We start from the raw sequence: 19,787 nt of genomic DNA on the forward strand, positions 1-19,787 counted from the left end.
CATGGCAAATCGAGATCGCGGCGATAGAATCCTCACCGATTGGAATCTGGTGTTCGACGCGCTCGCGGACCCGTCACGTCGCTACGTCCTCGAATACCTGCACGACAGGAGCGTGCCGGTTTCGGTGTGGGAACTCGCCATCGCACTCGCAGTTCGGACGACCGACCGTCCACCGAATCAAGTAGACATCCAAGTCGTCGAACAGGCGGAGACGGGTATCGTACACGTTCACCTGCCAAAACTCGAAGCCGCCAACCTCGTGAAGTCGAACGGAGAGACCCTCGAGTTGACCGACCACGCAGAGACACTTCCGTTGTTCACGCCGGCGTATCGAGGAATTGTTCGCCCACTGGAGAGCGAAGAACGAAGCGACTGGGAGCCTTAGACGAGCGGTTCGACGAGTTCGTGACCCGCTTCGAGGAGCGCAGAGACCGCGTCTTCGCTTCCTGCTTCGGCGTAGACGCGCATTTTCGGTTCCGTTCCCGACGGACGGACCAGAAGCCACGACCCGTCGTCTAAGAGTAGCTTGAATCCGTCGAGCGTGACGACCTTCGCGATGTCACGGCCGGCGACCGTCTCGGGGAGCTCGTCGTCCAGTTCGTCGATGACGCGCGCTTTCTCCGAGTCGGGGCAGTCGATGCTAATCTTGTCGGCGACGATTGCACCGTACTCTTCTTCGATGCGGTCGAGACGAGCGTCGAAGTCCTCTTCGGCGGCGGCAGCGGCCGCGAGCAGTCCCATCAGGACGCCGTCTTTCTCGCGGACGTGGCCACGAACGGAGAAGCCACCCGACTCCTCGCCACCCATGAGCGCGTCGTGTTCGCGCATCGCGTCGGCGACCCACTTGAACCCGACTGCGGTCTCGAACACTTCTTCGCCGTGTGCTTCGGCGATGCGGTCGATGAGGAACGTGGTCGAGACAGTCCGGATAGCCGGGCCGGAGTCCGATTCGAGCAGGTAGTCGTAGATAGCGGCGAAAAAGAGGTTCTCGTCGAGGACGCCTCGCTTGGGCGTGGCGATGGCGAGACGGTCGGCGTCACCGTCGTTCGCGACACCGAGGTCGGCGTCGATGTCGACCATGGCGTCGGCGAGTTCTTCGAGGTTCTCGGGAGACGGTTCCGGTGAGGACCCGCCGAACTCTGGGTCGCGTTCACAGCGCAGGCGGACGACGTCCGCACCGGCCGATTCGAGGAGGGCGTCGGTGACGCCGCGACCACTGCCGTGCATGGCGTCGTAGGCGACTGTCAGTCCGGAGAGGTCGCCGCCGACGAGTTCGAGTGCGTGGTCTGCGTGCGGTGAGACGATATCGACGCGTTCGATGGTTCCGCGCTCAGACTCTGGCAGGAGGTCGGGTTCAGCGAGGTACGTGGCGACAGCGTCCGTGACTTCCGGGAGCGCAGGCGCACCGTCGGAGGGGATGAACTTCACACCGTTGTACTCCGGTGGGTTGTGCGAGGCAGTGACCATGAGCGCACCCGAGAGGCCACGGTCGGCGATGGCGTAGGCGACGAGTGGGGTCGGGCAGTCGCGTTCCGGAAGCAGGACGTCGAACCCGTTGCCGGCGACGACCTCTGCGAGCGACTCGGCGAATCCGGGCGAGGTTTCGCGAGCGTCGTAGCCGACGAAGACGGGGTCGGTGTAGCCCTCTGCGTCGAGATAGTCAGCGACCGCCTGTCCGACGATTCGGACACGCTCGTCGGTGAACGTGTCCAGGGTGGCGCGCCACCCATCGGTCCCGAAGGAGATTTCGTCCATACGCGCACGTCTGCACGACGAGTCAAAAAACTACGTTACGGCCCGACATGTACCGCAATCACGCGTCGACGAGTGTCTGCTTCTGGCGTCTCGTGAGCTGTTTAATCTCGTACTCGCGCGACATCGCCGCCGACTTCGAGTCGAACTCTTCGACGTGAACGAGTTCGACGGGCGTCCGACCGCGCGTGTACTTCGCGCCGTCACCGGCGTTGTGCTCGGCGACGCGTCGCTCGACGTCGGTCGTGTATCCGGTGTACAGTGAGTCGTCGCTACACTGGAGGACGTAGACGAAGTGCACGAGAAAATGGTTCAGGGGCGAGGGTATGAACCCTCCGCCCGAACTCGTGCACGAGACGTTGGCTTCGCGTGGTGGTCTTTGTTCGCTTCAGTGGTCATGCAGTGCGGGCACGCTGTCGAGCAACCTCCGCGATACCGGCGTTCGCCGAGCAGTTCGGGCAAGCGAGAACTTGACCGTTCTTGTCGGCGAACACGCGCGCGAAGCGCTCAGAGACGTGTGACCCGCAATGGTCACATACTGGCATTGTCTGAATCCGGCAGCCACCAAGCCGGTGCGTGATACGTAGTGTCCCACACTATTGAGGGCTTCGCGCGTGTGCGTGCGTACGCGTAGACGGTCGGTTACTCGGGGAGAAACTGGACAGACGTCAACATTCGGCCGGCAGGGCTAAATACGACAAGAGAAGGTCGCCAGCAGAACCGGACAACCAGCTAGTCAGCGTGGCGAGCGTCGGACACGGCACGAGCGACGAGGCCGGCCTGTGCCCCTGCAATGTAGCCAGCGTCGATGTTCACCACGGAAAGAACGGTACACGACTGAACCATGCCGAGGAGCGCTGCTTCACCGTCGCCACCGTGGCCGTATCCGGTCGAGACGGGTAACCCGATGACTGGCGTATCGACCAATCCGGCGACGACGGTGGGGAGAGCACCCTCTCGTCCTGCAGCGACGATGAGAACGTCTGCCGAGCGGAGGAGGTCGAGGTGGTCGAGGACGCGACCGAGGTGAGCGACACCAACGTCTTCGACTCGTTCGACCGTCGCCCCCATCTCACGGAGGACGACGGCCGCTTCGCCCGCAGCCTCGGCGTCCGAGGTCCCGCCGGTGATGATGCCGACCGTGGCATCGAGGTCTGGTCGCTCGAACGATGAGGTCGACGCAACGACGGTTTTCGCCCGAGCGTCGCGGTCGATGGTGCAGTCGGGAAGTGCATCAGCGACGGCCTCGGCGTGGGCAGCACTGGCGCGTGTGACGAGCGCTCGACCGCTCGTCTCGACGGCCGCGACAGCAATCGTTGCGGTTTCGTCTGGCGTTTTTCCCTCAGCGAGGATGGCTTCTGGGAGTCCACGGCGCGTCTCGCGTGCGGCGTCGAACCGTCCGGCACCAGTCGTCGCGTACCCCGCGAGTCGTGCTTCGGCCTCCGCGGGCGAGACGGTCCCGTCCGCGACGGCCTCCAGAATGTCGCGCATGCCCGCACGTTGGCCCGAAGCGTACTCATACCCGTCGTTCTCCCCTCGTGGACAGAAAACATATATAAGGGGACATTGTTCCTCCGAAATCCGTCGTTATAGAAGCGCCATAACCCCCAAATACGGCGGTATTAACGCCACATATAGGAATGTTTATTAAGGGAGAATCGGTAGAATATCCTGTATGGCAGACCTCATTGTCAAGGCAGCCGTCAAGGAAGCGCTTCAGGACAAAAACGTAGCTTCGGACTTCTACGACGCTCTCGACGAGGAAGTCTACGAGATTCTCGAAGACGCTGCACGCCGTGCTGAAGAGAACGACCGTAAGACGGTCCAGCCCCGCGACCTGTAAACCGGTTTAAACTACTACTACTTTCTTTTATCACAGATTGCAGAGCGACAGCGCCAGTCTGCGGACGGTTTAGGAGACGATCTGCTCACCACGAACAGCGTCGAAGAGAGCGCAGAACGGCGGCAGTTAGAGTGCAGAACAGCTACAGTTCGAGAACGTCCACACCGTCGTCGGTTCCGACGTAGACGACGTCGGCGAGGCCGGCGAAGATACCGTGTTCGACCACACCGGGGAGTGCAGACAGCGACCCTGCGAGGGCCGCTGGGTCGTCGATATCGCCGAAATCGCAGTCGAGGACGAGATTCCCGTTGTCGGTGACGACAGGACCGTCTTTGCGCTCGGCCCGGCGGAGTTCTGGGTCGCCGCCGAGGTCCGAGACGGCGGCCGAGACAGTCGTCCGGGCGTCGGGGAGGACTTCGACCGGAACCGAGTGCGAGAGAACGTCGGCCATCTTCGACGGGTCGGCGACGACGAGGAACCGGTCGGCGAAGGCGTCGACCACTTTCTCGCGTGCGTGTGCTGCTCCACCGCCTTTGACCAGCGCATCGCCAGCGACCTGGTCGGCACCGTCGATAGCGAGGTCGACCGTGTCGACTTCGTCGAGGTCGGCGAGCGGGACGCCGGCCTCACGGGCGAGTTCACGTGACGCGAACGAGGTCGGAACGCCGCGAACGTCCATCCCGTCGGCGACGAGGTCACCGATGGCACGGATTGCGAACGCCGTCGTACTCCCGGTGCCGAGGCCGACGACCATCCCGTCTTCGACTGCTTCGACCGCGGCCTCCGCGGCGCGGCGCTTCTGGTCGTCGGTTCCGCCAGTCGTCTTCATGTCTCTGGCGACTCAGTCGGCGAGTAAAAATGGACCTGAAACGAAGCGGTGGGCGCGCTGTGCGTCCGGTTCAGAGACGGTCTAAAACCGCGTCGGCGTCGTAGGCCAGCGAGATTGCCCGAGTCCGTCCGCGGCCTTCGATTTCGGTGTACCGCGCCTCGATGACACCGAGTTGGTCGAGTTTGTTCACGAGTTCGGAGTAGCGCGTGTAGCCCAGTCCAGTCTCTTCGTTGAACGCCTCGAACACCGCGCCGGCGCGTTCGCCGTCGAATTCGGCGACGACACGGACGAGTTCGCGTTCGGGGTCCGACAGTCCGCGGAGACACCGCGAGAGGTGGACGTACTTCGACTTGTCGTAGGCCTCGTCGACGTCTTCCATATCGACTGTCCGCGACGCGCGCATCTCGGCGTGGAGACCGGCGCGTCGGAGTAAGTCGATACCCACTCGAAGGTCGCCACTGTCGGCAGTGAGTTCGGCCACCCGGTCGAGTTCTGGGTCGCCGATGACGTCCTCGTGGAACCCGCGTTTGCTCCGCCCACGGAGGATGTCGACGATTTCGTTCACGTCGTAGCGGGGGAAGAACACCTCTTCGGGCCGGAAGACGCTCTGGACGCGGCCATCGAGTTCGTCGATGACGTCGAGCGAGAGGTCCGACGAGATGATGATGACGCCGATACGCGCCCCAGTGTGTGCCTCGTGGGCGCGAAGCAGCGAGTAGAGCGTGTCGGACGCCTCGTTCTCGTAGAACAGGTAGTTCACGTCGTCGAGTGCGACGACGAGCACCTCGTCGTCTTCGACCAGTCGGTCGGTTATCTGGCCGAACAGCTTCTTGAACGAGATGCCCGACGACGGGGGTTCGTACTCGAAGATGTGTTCGAAGACTCGCGAGAACACCGCGTAGCGAGTCGAGTCGACTTGACAGTTCACGCGGACAGTCCGGACGCCCGACTGCGTCCCCAACTCACCGAAGAGTTTCTGTACGGCGGTGGTCTTGCCCGTTCCCGGTGGACCACGAACCATCGTGTTCAGGGGGCGAGAACCACGAACTGCCGGGCGAAGCGCGTACTTCAGGCTCCGGAGTTGGCTCTCGCGGTGGTTGAACGTCTCCGGGACGTGGTCGATCTCGAAGACGTGTTCGTCGCGGAACACCGTCTCGTCCCACGACAGCATCCCCTCTTCGGGGTCCTCCCTCATCGAATAGAGTACCACACGCAGGGGACTTAATCGTTTACCGGCGTTCGTCCGACGGGAGTCTTGCGAACAGCCTGAGACAGCACCGATGTCTCACTGGCCATGCAGGCGACGTGCGGGTCACCCGCAGATGATAGCGAGTCGGAGGGCATGGCCGGAATTATTGGTAAGGCAAAATAAAAGACGAGAGCGACTCGTGAAGAGCGTCCAGTGGACGAGAGTCAATCGGCCCGCAAGTGGGGGTATTTTCTGCTTAATTGGCTGGTTGCGTGTATAACAATCCCCCGATGGGTCGATTGTTCGACACATTAGCAAGGGGACGATGATACACAACCGACCAGAGGGGATACTCTCTCCACAATTCCACGGTGAACGAGCGGTGACCGAGACGGTACCGTGGGGTCGTTCTAGGCCAACACGTGCTCGTACCAGACTCACTATCGCGCGCAGTCCAACTGAGAGGCTCAGCAGATGACCCTCGTTATCTCCATCGTGGTCGTCGTGACGCTCCTCGGATTGTCCGCAGTCCTGTATTCGAGCAGGGTCCAGAACTCGGAGGAGTATCAGGCGACGGTCGTTCCACTCGCCAATATCATGGACATCGGGTTCGTCGCGATGACGCCGATTATCGTGTTCATCATTGGACTCGAATCGCCCCTCATCATGCTTGGGCTCTGTGGGCTCGGGTTCACGATGGGGTGGGTCATGCGATACAACATCCGGAAATACGAACCGATAGCCGGCGGGAAGGGTGCGCTACACAATGTCGCGCGCTTCGGGCAGGCTTCGTTACTCGTCGCGTCGCTCGTGAACGTCGCCTACTACTTGCAGCTAATGGGGGGAGTCATTATCATCCTCATCGCAGTTCCGCTGGGCGTCAACCTCGACCCCGGCGTGTCGCGGGGGTCAGGACTCGCGGTTCTCTCGCTCGTCGCCCTCGGGTTGATTGGGTTCACCAGAGGACTGGACCAACTCAACAAACTGGGCGAAAAGACGACTGCGTTCAACCTCGCGGCCATCACGGCAATCATCGTCGGATTCCTCGCGTACAACGTCGACGCCGTCCTGGCAGGGGCGTGGGCGCTCCCCAATTACGACCCACCGGTGGGATCCGAAGAGCTCCGGAAGATTCTCGGCCTCTTCGCCATCGTCCAGGGGTTCGAAGCGTCTCGATACATCGGTTCGCAGTACAGCGCTGACCTCCGTATCAAGACGATGCGAATCGCACAAATCATCGCCACGATTGCCTTCGTCCTCTTCCCATTGGCCTCCCTCCTCCTCTTTGCGGATTACCGCCCAGATTCGGCCGACCCAATCTCGATCGTTCTCATCGCGACGGTGGCGAGCCCCATCCTTCCGTGGCTCATCTTGCTCTTAGCGGTTGGGAGTCAGGCATCGGCTGCAGTCAACGCAATCTCCTCACGGTCTGCGGTCCTGCTCGAACTCACCGAAGGAGGCGTAGAGGAGCGCTTCACCTATCCCATCCTCGCTATCGGAGCCATCGCCGTCGTTCTCGTCACCGACGTACTCTCGGCTGTCGCGATTGCCTCGCGGGTGTTCGCGGCGTTCTTCGCCATTCAGTGTGTCATCGCACTCGTCGTGGCCTCGCGAGAGAATGAGTGGGCACGGTTCGTGGGCATCGGGCTGGTCGGTCTGGCGATGCTGACAATCGCTATCTTCGGGCTTCCGACCTGAGCGGAGTCCAAATTGAACCGCGAGCGAGGCCAGCGGCCGAGGCTCGCGGGTGTTTTTCCTTAGGTTTTCACAGTGAGTTGGTCACCTCCGGCGACCCCGAACCGTAAAAAAGTGGGTTTAGAACTTCTCCAGCAACCGCCCGTAGAAACTCGTCTCGTTCTCGCCGGCCAGCTTCTCCACGATGAGTTCGGGCGTCGACCGCGCGAGGTGGTCCTTCACGGGCGAGCGGTTGACGACGAGTTCGCCGTCTTCCAATCCCACGGCTTCGATACCGTCCACGGCGACGTCGACATCTGCGGCTTCACGGATGCCACCCGCGAGGTGCGAGACGAACACCGCCGCCGCGCCCTGCTCGGAGAGTTCTTCGAGAATACCGGCGATGATTTTGGCCGACGCGCCGGGTTCGGTGATGCTCTCCAGTTCGTCCACGAGGACGAGTCGGTCGGCCGCACCGTCGGTGAGCGCGGCGAAGTCACGGAGGGTGCTCTCGAACGCCCCGGCGTCGAGCGTCCCCTGTGACTTGGCGTAGTAGTGGAGTTCGGAGAAGCGCGAGAGACGAACCGACTCGGCCGGGACGGGAAGGCCCATGTGCGCGAGGACGACGACGAGTGCCACGAGGTCCAGCGTCGACGTCTTCCCACCGCTGTTGACACCCGAGAGGAGCGTGACGCCCGACACCTCGTAGTCGACGGGGTCCGCGTCTTCGAAGTCGACGTCGAGAAGCGGCGAGCGTCCCGCCTCGATGGCGAACGAACCCGTGCCGTCGTCGCCGGCGTGGCCGGTGAACTCGGGGAAGACGCAGTCGAAGTCGCGGGCGAACCGCGAGATTGCGAGTCGAACGTCGAGTTCGAGCGCGTCGCGGACGAGCGTCTCGACCGGGTCGCGGAGTTCACCGAGGTCCGATGCGAGGTCGGCTTTCAGTTTCGCGGCACGCCGGTCACGGGCGGCCTTCAGTTCGGTTCGCAGGCGACCCACTGCCTCTTCGTCGTGGCCGAGTGGGAACGACGGGTCTTCGGGGAAGATACGTTCCGTCAGGTCGGCCTCGCTCGGGTCGAGTGCCAGCGAGTCGACGAAGTGGTCGCGGGCGGCCGCGAGCGCCTCGTCGAACTCGTCTTCGAGTTCTCGCGAGAGGAGCGAATCGACGCGCGCGCCCTGTTCGACGAGCGAGAGGAAGTCGGTCCCCTCGATCGTTACGTTGCGTTCTCGAATCGCATCACGGAGATGGTCGTTGGCGACCGATTCGGCAGTCGAGACGGCCGTGTCGATGTCGTCGACGGCGTTCGAGAGTCGTTCGAGTTCGTCGTCGCCGACGATGGTACCGTCGTCGGCGAGACGAGAGAGGGCGTCTCGGAGAGCGCCCACGTCGCACGGCGGGTCGATTCCTGCGACTTCGTGTACGTCGGCCGCGGCCACCAGCGCCTCACGGTTCTCGGCGAAGAATGCGAGCAGTCGCTCGGGGACGACTTCGTCAGTTCGCTCTGCCGCGTCGGGGAGGACGCGCACGTCGCCATCGACGTCGATGCCGGCGAACGACTCGTCGAGCACGACGACGGTCGAGTACGAGCGGGCGAGTTCATCGATGCCGCGCGCGTCTTCGACGACTTCGATGGAGAGTTCCGGGAACGCCTCTTTCGCCGCGGCGTACCGCTCGGCGTCGGCGGTGGCGATACACCGCTCGCGGACTCGGCGCGTCCGCGGGTTCGACAGGGGTTCGACGCCCGAGAGCGCCGCCAGCACGTCGGGGTCGGGGTCGAGGTCGGTTGCGGCGGCAGCGAACTCGCGGACCTCCTCGATTCGTGAGTTCGACCCGGTTGGGAAAAGCGTCTCCAGCCGTTTTTCGGCGTACGTCGTGACGGTGCGTGACTGCAGGAGACCGAGCGCGTCGCGGTAAATCTCCGTCGCACGGTCGGTCGCGAGGAAGCCGCCGGCGTCGTCGTGGTCGCGCCGAATCGCCCCGCGAGCGATGGCCGCAGCCCTACCTTCCGTGAGCCCCGGCGCTCGTGCGAGTGCCACCACGTCGCCCGCTTTGAGCGCTCGTTCGGCGTCGTCGAGCTCCGCGAGCGCGGCCGCCGTCTTCTCGCCGACACCCGGGATGGTCTCGAAGTCCATTCGGGCAGACCTATCGCGGCATAGAACAAAAAGTCGCGGGTGACAAACTGCCTGCCCACGTGCAGATTTCCCGATTCGCGGCCGGTCACGCCGGGTGCGAGGGGCTTTTGACCATCCACCGGGAAGAGAGGGCCATGAGCGAGCGAGACGTCGCGGCGAAGGCCGACGCAGCACGTGAGGCACTCTCGGAGCGAGAGAGCGTCCTCATCGCCTTCTCCGGCGGTGTGGACTCAAGTGTGGTCGCCGCACTCGCCCACGACGCCCTCGGGGAGAACGCGGTCGCCTGTACGGCGAAGAGCGAGACGCTCCCCGAAGCGGAGTTGGAAGACGCAAAACGGGTCGCCGACGAAATCGGCATCCAGCACATCGTCGTCGAGTTCTCCGAACTCGACAACCCGGACTTCGTCGTGAACGACGGCGACCGGTGTTACCACTGCCGGACGATGCGCCTCGGCCGAATGTACGAGGCCGCCCGTGAACGAGGCATCGAGACAGTCTGTGACGGAACCAACGCCTCGGACCCCGGAGAGGGCCACCGTCCGGGCCTCCGTGCCGTCGAGGAGTTGGAGGTCATCTCCCCGCTTCTCGCACACGACATCTCGAAAGACGATGTCCGCGCCATCGCCGACGACTACGGCCTCTCCGTGGCCGACAAACCCTCGATGGCGTGTCTCTCGTCGCGGATTCCGACCGGCCTCGAAGTGACGAAAGAGCGACTCTCACGGGTCGAACAAGCAGAGAGCATCCTCCGAACGTGGGGCTTCGAGCAGTTCCGCGTCCGCGACCACGACGGTCTCGCCCGCATCGAAGTCGCTCCCGACGAATTAGAGCGTGCGCTCGACCCGGATTTCGTTCGGGCCGCCCGCGACCACCTGAAGGACGTCGGCTTCGACCACGTCACGCTAGACTTGCACGGCTACCGGACGGGAAGCGTCAGTCCTGCTTCCGAAGACGACGAAGACGACTTCCTCGTCGACGACGTGTTCGCGCAGGACTACCCGATGCGAAAGTAAGCGTTCGGCACACTCTCGGCAGTGCTGATTTTCTCCGAACGACACAAGACTATCGCACCGAACGTGAGCGCCATCACACCGAACGCATGAGCTACCGATGCCGTGAAGCGGTCGCAGCGAGGTCTGCTAAATCGATTACGCCGTGAGGAAGCGCGTCTCGTTCTCGGAGATGATGTGAACGACTGGTTCGTCCACGTCCTCGTCGACCTCGACTTCGACTTCGAGTTCGCACAGACACCCGTTGTCGAGCGGTTGCGACTGCATCGCCTCGACGATGTCGAGTCCTTTCAGTTCACCCAGTGCGAGTCGGATTGGTGTCCCGTGGGTGACGACGAGAACCGTCTCGTCGGCCGTCATCGAGGCGGCGAGTCCTTCGTGTGCCGTGAGGACGCGCCGACGAACCTCGACGAGACTCTCACCGCTCGGCGGGCGCTCGCGCGCGGCGGGCGAGCCAACCTCCGAGAGGAAATACTGCGGGTACTGCGTCGCCAGTTCGTCGAATTTGAATCCTTGGAGTGACCCGACGTCGCGCTCGCGCCACGAGGGGTCGAGCACTGGTTCGATGTCGAGTTCACGGGCGAGGGGACGGGCGGTCTCTTGGGCACGTTCGATATCTGATGAAACGAGGCGGTCGACCTCGTAGGAGTCTACGACGTGGCGTGCGAGTGCGGCGGCTTGCGCCCGTCCGCGCTCACTGAGCGAGACAGGGGCCCACCCCTGCACACGCCGTTCGAGGTTCCACGTCGTCTCGCCGTGACGGGCGAGAAGGAGGGTTGCCATACAATCCGTGTGTTGCTCACCGGCAATGAACGTTCCGCGCCGAATACTGCACGCGATATTCACGGTCATCGGCCGCGAAGAGACGTGTATGGCACGAAAACTTACGACGAGCACCGAAATCGACGCTCCGCCGGAGCGGGTGTGGGACGTACTCGTCGACTTCGACCGGTACGACGAATGGAATCCCTTCATGCGCATCGCTGGGCGGGCGAATATGGGGGCGACGCTCGTCGTCCGGCTCATGCCACCCGGTGGGCGAGAGTCAGTGTTCGAGCCCGACGTGATACGGTACGAGAAACATCGTGAATTCGGATGGCTCGGCCATCTCTTCGTTCCCGGACTTTTCGACGGAGAACACCAGTTCCGCCTCGAACCACTCGACGGCGGGACGCGAACACGATTCGAACACGTAGAGACGTTCTCGGGTGTGCTCGCGGGACTCACGTTGCGGTTCATCGGCGACGAGACGAAGGCGGGGTTCGAGGCGATGAACGAAGCGCTGAAGATTCGTGTCGAGGCCCTCCTCGCGGCCGACGAGCGAGAATCAGCGGAGTCGGTGTGACGAGAGACACAACGACTAAATGAAGTCTAGTGAACTACTATCACACCATGGCTCGACCGTCCAGACAGCAGGAGTCTCTCGATGTCTGCCGACAATAGCGGCGTCTTCACCCGCGGTGTGCAGAACGCCATCGAGTACCCGGCGCTGACCTACCAACTGCTGTTTTATACGCTCGTCGGATTCGTGAGTCTCGTATTCCTCTTTCCACTGTATTGGCTCCTCGTGCTCTCCGTGACGCCAGACGCAGCGGTTGCGAATCTCGGTCTCCTGCCAAACACAGTGACGCTCAGCAACTATGCCGTAGTCCTCTTCGGAACGTCGTTCCTCAGACATCTCTTCAACGGGGTCGTCATCGCCACCGGGACGACACTCTTCATCCTCTTCGTCGGGAGCCTCGCGGGATACGTCTTCGGCCGACTCGAATTTCCGGGTCGCCGATTGCTTATGTTGTTCACGCTCGGCGTCGCGTACGTACCACCAGTGGCGTTCTTCGTTCCGGTGTACCGCTTGTTGACAGGGAATCTGTCAGTGTCACTTGGTCCAATCACTGTTTCGAGTCCAAATCTGTACAACACACCGTTCTCGGTTGGACTGCCGCTGAGTGCGCTGACCCTCCCGTTGGCTATCTTCATTCTCACCGCGTTCTACCGGCAGATTCCCGACACCTTAGAGGACGCCGCACGTGTCGAAGGAGCAACCCGATTCGGCGCACTCTTTCGGGTAGTACTGCCATTGTCGAAGCCGGGAGTCGCAACCGCAGGTGTGTTTACCTTCATTCAGGTGTACAACGAGTTCTTCTACTCGTTTCTCATGACCGATGGAGACCCATCAAGTTGGGCACCGGTCATCTGGTCGCTGTACGAGCTACGGCTCTCGATGGCGGTGTTCGGTGCCGCCGGGTCCGTACTCGGACTGCTTCCGGTTGTCGTGTTACTGCTTCTCGCGAACGAACGGCTCATCGAGAGCGCAGAAGCGGGGGTTGCGACGAGACTCGACTGAGCCAACCACGAACTGTCGAACCTCATCACATCGACGCGCCACAGACACGGCACCGTTCACGGGTGGCGTCCTCCAGCGACTGGCAGTTTGGACAGACAGAGACCGATGTACTCAGTTGGGCGCGGGGTGAGAGGCCGACTCAGTTCCCAGTCCACCGCAACACGGCGAGTGTCCCCTCGAAGAGGACAATCATCGTCGCACCGATGATGATGGGTGCCATCCCCGTTGGGTCGGGGCTGACGAGGAACGCGAGGCCGAGGAACGCGCCCCAAAAGAGCAGGCGACGGTCTTCGAGCCACTGTCGCGTGACGAGTTTCATCATGATGGCCAACTCCACGAACAGTGGAATCTGGAAGACGATGGCCATGTAGCCCATCAAGATGAGGATGAGGTTGAACGTCTCTTTGAGGCCGAACGCGATGACTGCCGTCCCTTCGGTGTACGAAGTGAAGTACGCGAAGATAGCCGGCAGAACCACGAAGTGCGCGAAGGTGACGCCGACGAGGGCGAGGATGAGACTCGTCGGCACTGCCGCGAGGTAGTATTTCCGCTCTTTGGGGTACAGACCGGGGCGCATGAACAGGTACGTCTGGTAGACGAACACTGGAAGCCCAATGACTGTCCCGGCGAGGCCCGCGACTTTGAGTTTGGTGAGGATGAGTTCGAGCGGACCGTACAGGCGCGGGCGGCGGTCTTCAATCGCGTCGGCGGCGGGGATGTGCGTATTCCAGAGGAAGTTGATGACGTCGGTGGCGCTCGGAAGCCCCGTGTTGACGTAGGCGTTGAGGATGTCTGCACCGGGGAAGAGGATGAGCGTGACGACCCCCGCGACACCGAGGACGACGGCCAACCGACGAATCATCTCCTCGATGTGGTCGGTCAGCGGCATCTCCTGGTCGCTCTCGGGAGCGTTGCTGGCGAGACCACCGTCTTCCAGGTCGTCGTCATCCGGGACCGTGGGTTCGTCGAGTACCTCGGGCGAGTCGCTCTCGTCGAGGTCGTCGCCGGCACTCTCGTCTTCCTCGGTCTCAGAGACGGCACCTTCGTCAGTCTCAGAGACGGCGTCCTCGTCTTCGAAGTCGACAGCAGGGTCGGGGTCGCCGACGACGAGGGTGTCGTCCTCGTCTTCGAAGTCGGCATCGGTGTCGTCGGAAGTCGCGTCGGGTTCGACGGCGTCCGAGTCAGTATCACCGGGAGACTCGTCCAGGACGCTCTCTTCGGGAGGCGTCACGCGACCGTACACTGGTTCGGTGACGTCCGTCTGTGTGTCGTCGGCAGCGGGTTCGTCGCCGGTGGATTCGTCTACAGAAGACTCGTCGCCGGTGGATTCGTCGTCGGAGTCGTCACCACGCGAGACCGAGTCGGTGTCAACCGGGTCCGCCGAGACGTTCGTCTCGGGGGCTGGAGATGACTCCGCGTCGCGCTCCTCGTCCGCCATTCAGGTGACTTAGGCTTCCGGCCAGTTATAGGTCTTTTCGCATCGCCCCGGCGGACCACCCATCACCCACCCCCAAAATACGGATTCGGTGAAAAAGATTGATAACCGCCAGACTGCTTTCCCCGCATACGTATGTCCAGCGCCCTCGACGAGGACACCCAAGAGACACTCGCGGCAGGCCGTGAAACCGCGGGCGCGATGCTCAGAGCGGCGCAAAAAGACCTCCAGAAGGTCTTCATCGTGTTCCTCGTCGGGTTCCTCGGATCGTTCTACGCCCTCAGGCTCTACATCTGGGACTTCTTCAAAGGCGTCACAGTCGCCCAGATGGACGCCGCCACTGAGGGGAACCTCGAAATTATCGCACAGACTCCGTTCGACGTCATCCTCCTCCAGGCGAAAATCGGACTCGTCGTGGGGATACTCATGGCACTCCCGCCGTTCATCTACTTCGCGCGAGACGCGCTGAAAGAGCGTGGCGCGTGGCCGAAGTCACCGGTCGCGCTGTGGAAACTGGCGCTCATCTTGCTCACGATGATAGTGCTGTTCGCCGCTGGCGTCGCCTACGGCTACTTCGTGTTCTTCCCGTTCACGTTCGCGTTCCTCGCGCAGAACGCACTCTCTGCAGGCTTTACGCCGACGTACTCCATCGTGAAATGGGCGCAGTTCATCTTCCTGCTCACGCTCTCGTTCGGTCTCGCAAGCCAACTGCCGTTAGCGATGACAGCCCTGTCGTACGCCGAAATCGTCCCGTACGAACTCTTCCGCGACAAGTGGCGTCACGCCGTCGTCGGAATCTTCGCGTTCGGTGCGCTGTTCACGCCACCGGACCCGTTCACCCAGATTATGTGGGCGGTACCGGTCATCTCGCTCTACGGCTTCAGCCTCTACCTCGCGAAGGTCGTCGTCACGGCCAAGCGGGGCAGCGAGAAGATGGATATCAAGAACACCGCGGCGACCCACTGGAACCTCCTCGCAGGTATCGGTGTCACCGGCGGCGTGCTCGTCTACGCGTTCTACGAGTACGGCGGTGTCTCACTGGCGAACACCGGCCTCGACGCCATCGGCAGCGACTACGCGTTCCTCACGCCCGGGTCGCAATTCGTCCTCGGTGCGTTCGTCGTCTCCGGCGCACTCGTCGGCCTCGCCCTCGGTATCGGGTACTTCGTCTACCGTGACATCGAGCGACTCGAACGCACGGAAGTCGGTGTCGGCGACCCCTCGAAACTCGACCTCGGCGCGCTCGACGTCGACGGCATCCGCGCCGCCCCGCCGGAGGCGTTCGCAGACCTCGACGAAGACGCGGCGATGGGCCTCGCGTCCGCCGCCATCGACGACGGCGACACGGAGAAAGCACAAGCAATCCTCGACCGCTTCGACGAGGCAGAGGCCGACCGAGAAGCAGACGCCGACGCGGCGGCCGACCAGCCCGACGAACTCGAAGACCGGGCGACCCGCGCTGGTGGCGCGTTCTTCTCCGAACTCACCGAAGGTGAGACGGACGAAGACGACATCGGTGGCTACTACAAGGACATCGCGTTCATCGTGGACTCGCTCACGTCCCGGGCGTTCTGGGTCGTCGGATGGTTCATGCTCGTCCTCGCCGGGACGTTCGGCTGGCTCTACACCGGTGGTATCCGCGACGTCTATCAGGACTTCCTCCGCCGCTTGCCCGACGTGGTGACGCCCGAAGAAGTGCTGAACGTCGTCGCCCTCCACCCGATGGAAGCGCTCATCTTCGAGGTGAAGTTCTCGACAATCTTGGCCGCACTCGCGACGATTCCGCTCATCGCGTTCTTCGCGTGGCCTGCACTCCGCGAGCGGAACGTCGTCCGGCAGCGTCGCCGGACCGTCTTCCTGTGGACCGGCGCACTCGCCGGTGGCCTCCTCGGTGGGTTCGCACTCGGGTACAGTTACGTCGCACCCGCCGTCATCACGTTCCTCGTAGAGGACGCCATCGCGGCGGAGATGATCATCGCCTACCGCATCACCAACTTCTTCTGGCTCATCTTCTTCACGACGGCCGGAATCGGTCTCCTCGCCGACGTGCCAATCTTGATGATTCTGCTCAACACGGCAGGCATCACCTACGACACGATGCGGAACCGCTGGCGCGAGGTGACGGTGCTCATCCTCGCGCTCTCGGCGATCTTCACCCCGGCGAGCATCACGACGATGTTCATGGTGACGATTCCGCTGATGGCCGCCTACGGCATCGGACTCGGCATCCTGTTCATCGTTACGTTCGGTGGACGGCGAAACCTCGCACCCGCCCGCGGCGCGACCGAATAACGCCGCGACGGCTTTTCTACAGATATTGCCGAAGAAGACTGTTGAAAAGGCGTAAGTATTCTCACGAGAATCGCCCAGTATGGCCAAGATTAGTGTCGAGATTCCCGACGAGCTGCTCGCCGATTTGGACGAGCACGTCGGTGACGACAAGAAGTTCGTGAATCGAAGCGACGCAGTTCGGTCTTCGATTCGCAAGACACTGGACATCCTCGACGAGATCGACAAACGACACAACCGACTGGCAGACGATGAGTGAGGGGCAATCGAACGTCGGCCAAGTCGTCCTCGTCGGCCTGTTCGTCACGGCGCTGACGACGGCGCAGTTGACGGCGTCGAAACTACTCGCGATTCCGCTGCCGTCGGCCCTCGGCGAACTCCCGGTCGTCGGTGCAACTATCATCTTGCCGGGTGCAGCGCTGGCGTACGCACTCACCTTCTTCGCGTCGGACTGTTACTCGGAACTGTACGGTCGACGGCCAGCACAGGTGATGGTGAACGTCGGGTTCGCGATGAACTTCGTTCTCCTCGGACTCGTCTGGAGTACAATCGCCGCACCTGCGGCCAACCCGGAGTTCGCCGGCCAGTTCGCCGACGTCCTCGCCTCGGGGACGAACATCGTCGCCGGGAGTCTGCTCGCGTACCTCGTGAGTCAGAACTGGGACGTCATCGTCTTCCACAGCATCCGAGAACTGACCGATGGCGCGTTCCTCTGGCTTCGGAACATCGTCTCGACGGCGACGAGTCAGGCTATCGACACGGTCATCTTCGTCGGCGTCGCGTTCTACGTCGCGCCGACGGTGCTCGGAATTGGACAAGCGCTCCCACGAAACGTCCTCGTCGGACTCATCGTCGGGCAGTATCTGCTGAAACTTCTCATCGCCATCGTCGACACGCCGTTCGTCTACGGTGTCGTCGCACTCTTCGGTGACGAGTCGTCCGCGTCGGACGACGGATGGGTCGTCGACTGAGACTCACAAACCGACGCACCAGTTATGTCTTTTGGTACCATATCTCACCCATGAGCGTAGAGCACCGCGTCCGCCTCACGGAGCGGGACGGGATGGAGATGGGTATCCGATGTCCGAACTGTGCCACGTACACGTCGTTCGGCGATATTCTCGCGACAGGGTACTGTCGAGGTGGGTGGAAAGGGTGTCAGACCGAACTTCGGTTGGACCTCGTCGTACAGGACTGACGACCAACGAGCACAGACCGACAGAACGAGCGAGCGAGTGACCGAGGCGCGTTCAGTCGTCGAGCGGTTCAGCGAATGCGAACCGCGGTTTCACGTCGGTGATACGGACGCGTGGTGTGTCGCCTTCTTCGACGCCCGAGACGAAGATAGTGAAGTCTTCGACCTTGGCGATTCCGTCACCTTCGCTTCCGACGTCGACGATTTCGACGTCGACTTCGTCGCCCTTGCGGACCGGCGCGGTGAGGAAGTGCTTGCCGACGAGGTACTGCTCGGACGAGCTGTCACGCGATGCCTTCGGGCGAATCGACCGCACGTACTGGAACTCTTTTTCCATGTCGGCGCGGAAGTCTGCGAGGTCCTGCCCGTCGAACACCTTCACGGCGAAGTCGCCGCCGGTTGCGAGGAGTTCTTGTGCGACCTCGAACGCCTGCCGAGCGAGGTAGACAGAGCGGGCGTGGTCCAGTGAGTACTCACCGGTCATGTTCGGTGCCATGTCGGAGACGACGGCGTCTGCACCGCGTTCGCCGATAATTGCGGTGAGCTTCTCTTTCGTCTCGTCTTCGGTCATGTCGCCACGGATAGTCTCGACGTTGTTCAGGTCGAGGCCGCGGATTCGCTGGAGGTCGACACCGACGACTTTGCCGTTGGATTTGACTCTCTCGGACGCGACCTGGAGCCACCCACCGGGGGCGGCACCGAGGTCGACGACCGTGTTGCCGGGACCGAACAACCCGACTTCCTCGTCGAGTTGTTTGAGTTTGTAGGCCGAGCGGGCGCGATAGCCCTCCTGTTTGGCCTTGTTGTAGTAGTGGTCTTTGCGCGCCATGGTTCGTTGCGGGTCAGTAGCGTATCAGGCCGTATACCGCCTTCGGCTTTGGTTTCAGGCCGTGCGAACGCTAGACACGAGTCACCAACGCTGCTCGCCCACTCGCAGGTGACATAGGTGTCACCACCTGTCGCGTATGTTGCCAGAATTATATGTGTGATTTGACCGAAGTAGAAGACAGGTCAGTACCAATGTCTGCCGAACAAACACACGTACTCGTTGTCGGAGCAACCGGAAACCAGGGTGGCGCAGTCGTCGACCACCTCCTTGAGAGTGAACACGAATTCGAGGTCAGCGGCCTCACGCGAGACGTCACCAGTGACGCCGCACAGGCGCTCGAAGCCCGTGGTGTCACGATGGTCGAAGGTGACCTCGAAGAGCCGGAGACGCTCCGTGAACCCATCCGTGACGCGGACGCTGTCTTCGCCGTCACGAACTTCTGGACACAGGGCTACGACGCACAGGTTCGACAGGGGAAGAACATCGCGACGGTCGCCAGTGAGGAGGGCGTCGAACACTTCGTCTTCTCGGGCGTCGGCAGCCACGACGAGGACACGGGTATCCCACACTTCGACTCTGCGGACGAAATCGACCAACACATCCGCGACCTCGACCTCCAGTGGACGATTCTCAAGCCCGTCTTCTTCTTCGAGAACTTCGAGGCGTTCGCCGAGAATATCGTCGAAGATGGCCAACTCGCACTCCCACTCGCAGAGGGCGTCAGCCTCCAGATGGTCAGCGACGACGACATCGGCCACGCTGCTGCTGTCGCACTCGCGAACCCCGACGCGTTCGTCGGCGAAGCAATCGACCTCGCAGGCGATTCGAAGACGCTCGAAGAGGCCGCCGCGATTCTCTCGGACGTCACTGGCCGCGAAGTCGAAGCGATTCACGTCCCAATCGAAGACGCATACGAGACGTTCGGTGAGGAGTTCACCGTGATGTGTGAGTGGTTCAACGACGTCGGGTACAGCGCCGACATCGACGCACTCGAAGAGACGTTCGGCTTCGAGTTCACCGACCTCGAAACGTACCTCCGAGAGCACGGTTGGGAGGACAAGGACGGAATGGCGAGCGTCCCCGGGTGGGTCAAGGCGATGCAGTAAGACAGACGACACGCACTCCTCGAGTGTCGTATTCTACGAGACAACACTCCATTTTCTGACAGTCGTTATCCGGCCCGTTAGTTTCCCCAGAACCAAGTGACATCGACCACACCACAGTCGTGTATATGAGATGGTTATTATTTATTAAAACTATTTCTT

21 protein-coding genes are annotated in these 19,787 nt (G+C 62.1%); 11 read left to right on the forward strand and 10 right to left on the reverse strand.

What is annotated here, in order from left to right:
• Position 1: 1 nt before the first annotated feature.
• Positions 2-385 carry a DUF7344 domain-containing protein gene (locus GJR98_RS02510; protein ID WP_151135148.1) on the forward strand — a complete coding sequence of 128 codons (384 nt, stop codon included), beginning with the start codon at positions 2-4 and terminating at the stop codon, positions 383-385.
• Here the strand turns inward: GJR98_RS02510 and GJR98_RS02515 are convergent.
• The 4 genes from GJR98_RS02515 to larB form a co-directional block, all read right to left on the reverse strand.
• Entirely contained in the window at positions 382-1,755 is a 1,374-nt protein-coding gene (locus GJR98_RS02515) for a phosphoglucomutase/phosphomannomutase family protein (RefSeq protein ID WP_151135150.1), read from the reverse strand. The genes GJR98_RS02510 and GJR98_RS02515 overlap by 4 nt on opposite strands.
• Positions 1,756-1,813: 58 nt before the next feature.
• Positions 1,814-2,053, reverse strand: coding sequence for a GIY-YIG nuclease family protein (locus tag GJR98_RS02520; RefSeq protein ID WP_151135152.1), 240 nt, complete (start codon positions 2,051-2,053; stop codon positions 1,814-1,816).
• 94 nt (positions 2,054-2,147) lie between these two features.
• The gene (locus tag GJR98_RS18115) at positions 2,148-2,297 is read right to left on the reverse strand and encodes a DUF7563 family protein (RefSeq protein ID WP_013035558.1); all 150 of its coding nucleotides are present in this window, start codon (positions 2,295-2,297) and stop codon (positions 2,148-2,150) included.
• 187 nt (positions 2,298-2,484) lie between these two features.
• Positions 2,485-3,243: a nickel pincer cofactor biosynthesis protein LarB gene (larB, locus tag GJR98_RS02525; RefSeq protein ID WP_151135154.1), complete on the reverse strand. Its 759-nt coding sequence runs from the start codon at positions 3,241-3,243 to the stop codon at positions 2,485-2,487.
• A 184-nt stretch (positions 3,244-3,427) separates the two neighbouring features.
• On the opposite strand from larB, the gene GJR98_RS02530 reads away from it, so the two are divergent.
• Complete coding sequence (locus GJR98_RS02530; RefSeq protein ID WP_151135156.1) at positions 3,428-3,595, forward strand: DUF1931 family protein; 168 nt, start codon at positions 3,428-3,430, stop codon at positions 3,593-3,595.
• Positions 3,596-3,737: 142 nt separating this feature from the next.
• Here the strand turns inward: GJR98_RS02530 and rpiA are convergent, their stop codons facing one another.
• Together rpiA and GJR98_RS02540 are read right to left on the reverse strand one after the other, a co-directional pair.
• A complete protein-coding gene (gene rpiA, locus GJR98_RS02535; RefSeq protein ID WP_151135158.1) occupies positions 3,738-4,424 on the reverse strand; it encodes a ribose-5-phosphate isomerase RpiA in 687 nt (228 codons plus the stop codon).
• 70 nt (positions 4,425-4,494) lie between these two features.
• Positions 4,495-5,619: an ORC1-type DNA replication protein gene (locus GJR98_RS02540; RefSeq protein ID WP_151135160.1), complete on the reverse strand. Its 1,125-nt coding sequence runs from the start codon at positions 5,617-5,619 to the stop codon at positions 4,495-4,497.
• 468 nt (positions 5,620-6,087) lie between these two features.
• Between GJR98_RS02540 and GJR98_RS02545 the strand changes: the two genes are divergently transcribed.
• Positions 6,088-7,311: a hypothetical protein gene (locus GJR98_RS02545; protein ID WP_151135162.1), complete on the forward strand. Its 1,224-nt coding sequence runs from the start codon at positions 6,088-6,090 to the stop codon at positions 7,309-7,311.
• 117 nt (positions 7,312-7,428) lie between these two features.
• Here the strand turns inward: GJR98_RS02545 and GJR98_RS02550 are convergent, their stop codons facing one another.
• Positions 7,429-9,420, reverse strand: coding sequence for a MutS-related protein (locus GJR98_RS02550; RefSeq protein ID WP_151135164.1), 1,992 nt, complete (start codon positions 9,418-9,420; stop codon positions 7,429-7,431).
• A gap of 134 nt (positions 9,421-9,554) precedes the next feature.
• On the opposite strand from GJR98_RS02550, the gene larE reads away from it, so the two are divergent.
• Positions 9,555-10,433, forward strand: coding sequence for an ATP-dependent sacrificial sulfur transferase LarE (larE, locus tag GJR98_RS02555; protein WP_151135166.1), 879 nt, complete (start codon positions 9,555-9,557; stop codon positions 10,431-10,433).
• Positions 10,434-10,568: 135 nt separating this feature from the next.
• Here the strand turns inward: larE and GJR98_RS02560 are convergent, their stop codons facing one another.
• Positions 10,569-11,213 (reverse strand): histidine phosphatase family protein, encoded by a 645-nt coding sequence (locus GJR98_RS02560; protein ID WP_151135168.1) that lies wholly within the window; start codon positions 11,211-11,213, stop codon positions 10,569-10,571.
• Between the two features lie 88 nt (positions 11,214-11,301).
• Here GJR98_RS02560 and GJR98_RS02565 point away from each other — a divergent pair, with 88 nt between their 5' ends.
• A complete protein-coding gene (locus GJR98_RS02565; protein WP_151135170.1) occupies positions 11,302-11,775 on the forward strand; it encodes an SRPBCC domain-containing protein in 474 nt (157 codons plus the stop codon).
• A gap of 81 nt (positions 11,776-11,856) precedes the next feature.
• Positions 11,857-12,774: a carbohydrate ABC transporter permease gene (locus tag GJR98_RS02570; protein WP_151135171.1), complete on the forward strand. Its 918-nt coding sequence runs from the start codon at positions 11,857-11,859 to the stop codon at positions 12,772-12,774.
• A 139-nt stretch (positions 12,775-12,913) separates the two neighbouring features.
• On the opposite strand, the gene GJR98_RS02575 is transcribed toward GJR98_RS02570, so the two are convergent.
• On the reverse strand, positions 12,914-14,212 hold the full coding sequence (locus tag GJR98_RS02575) for a twin-arginine translocase subunit TatC (protein WP_151135173.1): 1,299 nt from the start codon (positions 14,210-14,212) through the stop codon (positions 12,914-12,916).
• Between the two features lie 132 nt (positions 14,213-14,344).
• On the opposite strand from GJR98_RS02575, the gene GJR98_RS02580 reads away from it, so the two are divergent.
• The 4 genes from GJR98_RS02580 (at position 14,345) to GJR98_RS17405 (ending at position 17,696) form a co-directional block, all read left to right on the forward strand.
• Positions 14,345-16,501 carry a twin-arginine translocase subunit TatC gene (locus tag GJR98_RS02580; RefSeq protein ID WP_151135175.1) on the forward strand — a complete coding sequence of 719 codons (2,157 nt, stop codon included), beginning with the start codon at positions 14,345-14,347 and terminating at the stop codon, positions 16,499-16,501.
• Positions 16,502-16,580: 79 nt separating this feature from the next.
• Positions 16,581-16,757 carry a ribbon-helix-helix domain-containing protein gene (locus GJR98_RS02585; RefSeq protein ID WP_151135177.1) on the forward strand — a complete coding sequence of 59 codons (177 nt, stop codon included), beginning with the start codon at positions 16,581-16,583 and terminating at the stop codon, positions 16,755-16,757.
• Entirely contained in the window at positions 16,750-17,469 is a 720-nt protein-coding gene (locus GJR98_RS02590) for a queuosine precursor transporter (protein WP_151135179.1), read from the forward strand. Before GJR98_RS02585 ends, GJR98_RS02590 begins: the two co-directional genes overlap by 8 nt.
• Positions 17,470-17,519: 50 nt before the next feature.
• Positions 17,520-17,696, forward strand: a complete 177-nt coding sequence (locus GJR98_RS17405; protein ID WP_191965406.1) for a hypothetical protein — start codon at positions 17,520-17,522, stop codon at positions 17,694-17,696.
• A gap of 52 nt (positions 17,697-17,748) precedes the next feature.
• Here GJR98_RS17405 and GJR98_RS02595 read toward each other — a convergent pair whose 3' ends face one another.
• Positions 17,749-18,522 (reverse strand): 23S rRNA (uridine(2552)-2'-O)-methyltransferase, encoded by a 774-nt coding sequence (locus GJR98_RS02595; RefSeq protein WP_151135181.1) that lies wholly within the window; start codon positions 18,520-18,522, stop codon positions 17,749-17,751.
• A gap of 191 nt (positions 18,523-18,713) precedes the next feature.
• On the opposite strand from GJR98_RS02595, the gene GJR98_RS02600 reads away from it, so the two are divergent.
• Positions 18,714-19,628, forward strand: a complete 915-nt coding sequence (locus tag GJR98_RS02600; protein WP_151135183.1) for an NmrA/HSCARG family protein — start codon at positions 18,714-18,716, stop codon at positions 19,626-19,628.
• Positions 19,629-19,787: the final 159 nt, after the last annotated feature.

Origin of the sequence: Haloferax marinisediminis, from assembly GCF_009674585.1 — an archaeon.
GTDB lineage: Archaea > Halobacteriota > Halobacteria > Halobacteriales > Haloferacaceae > Haloferax > Haloferax marinisediminis.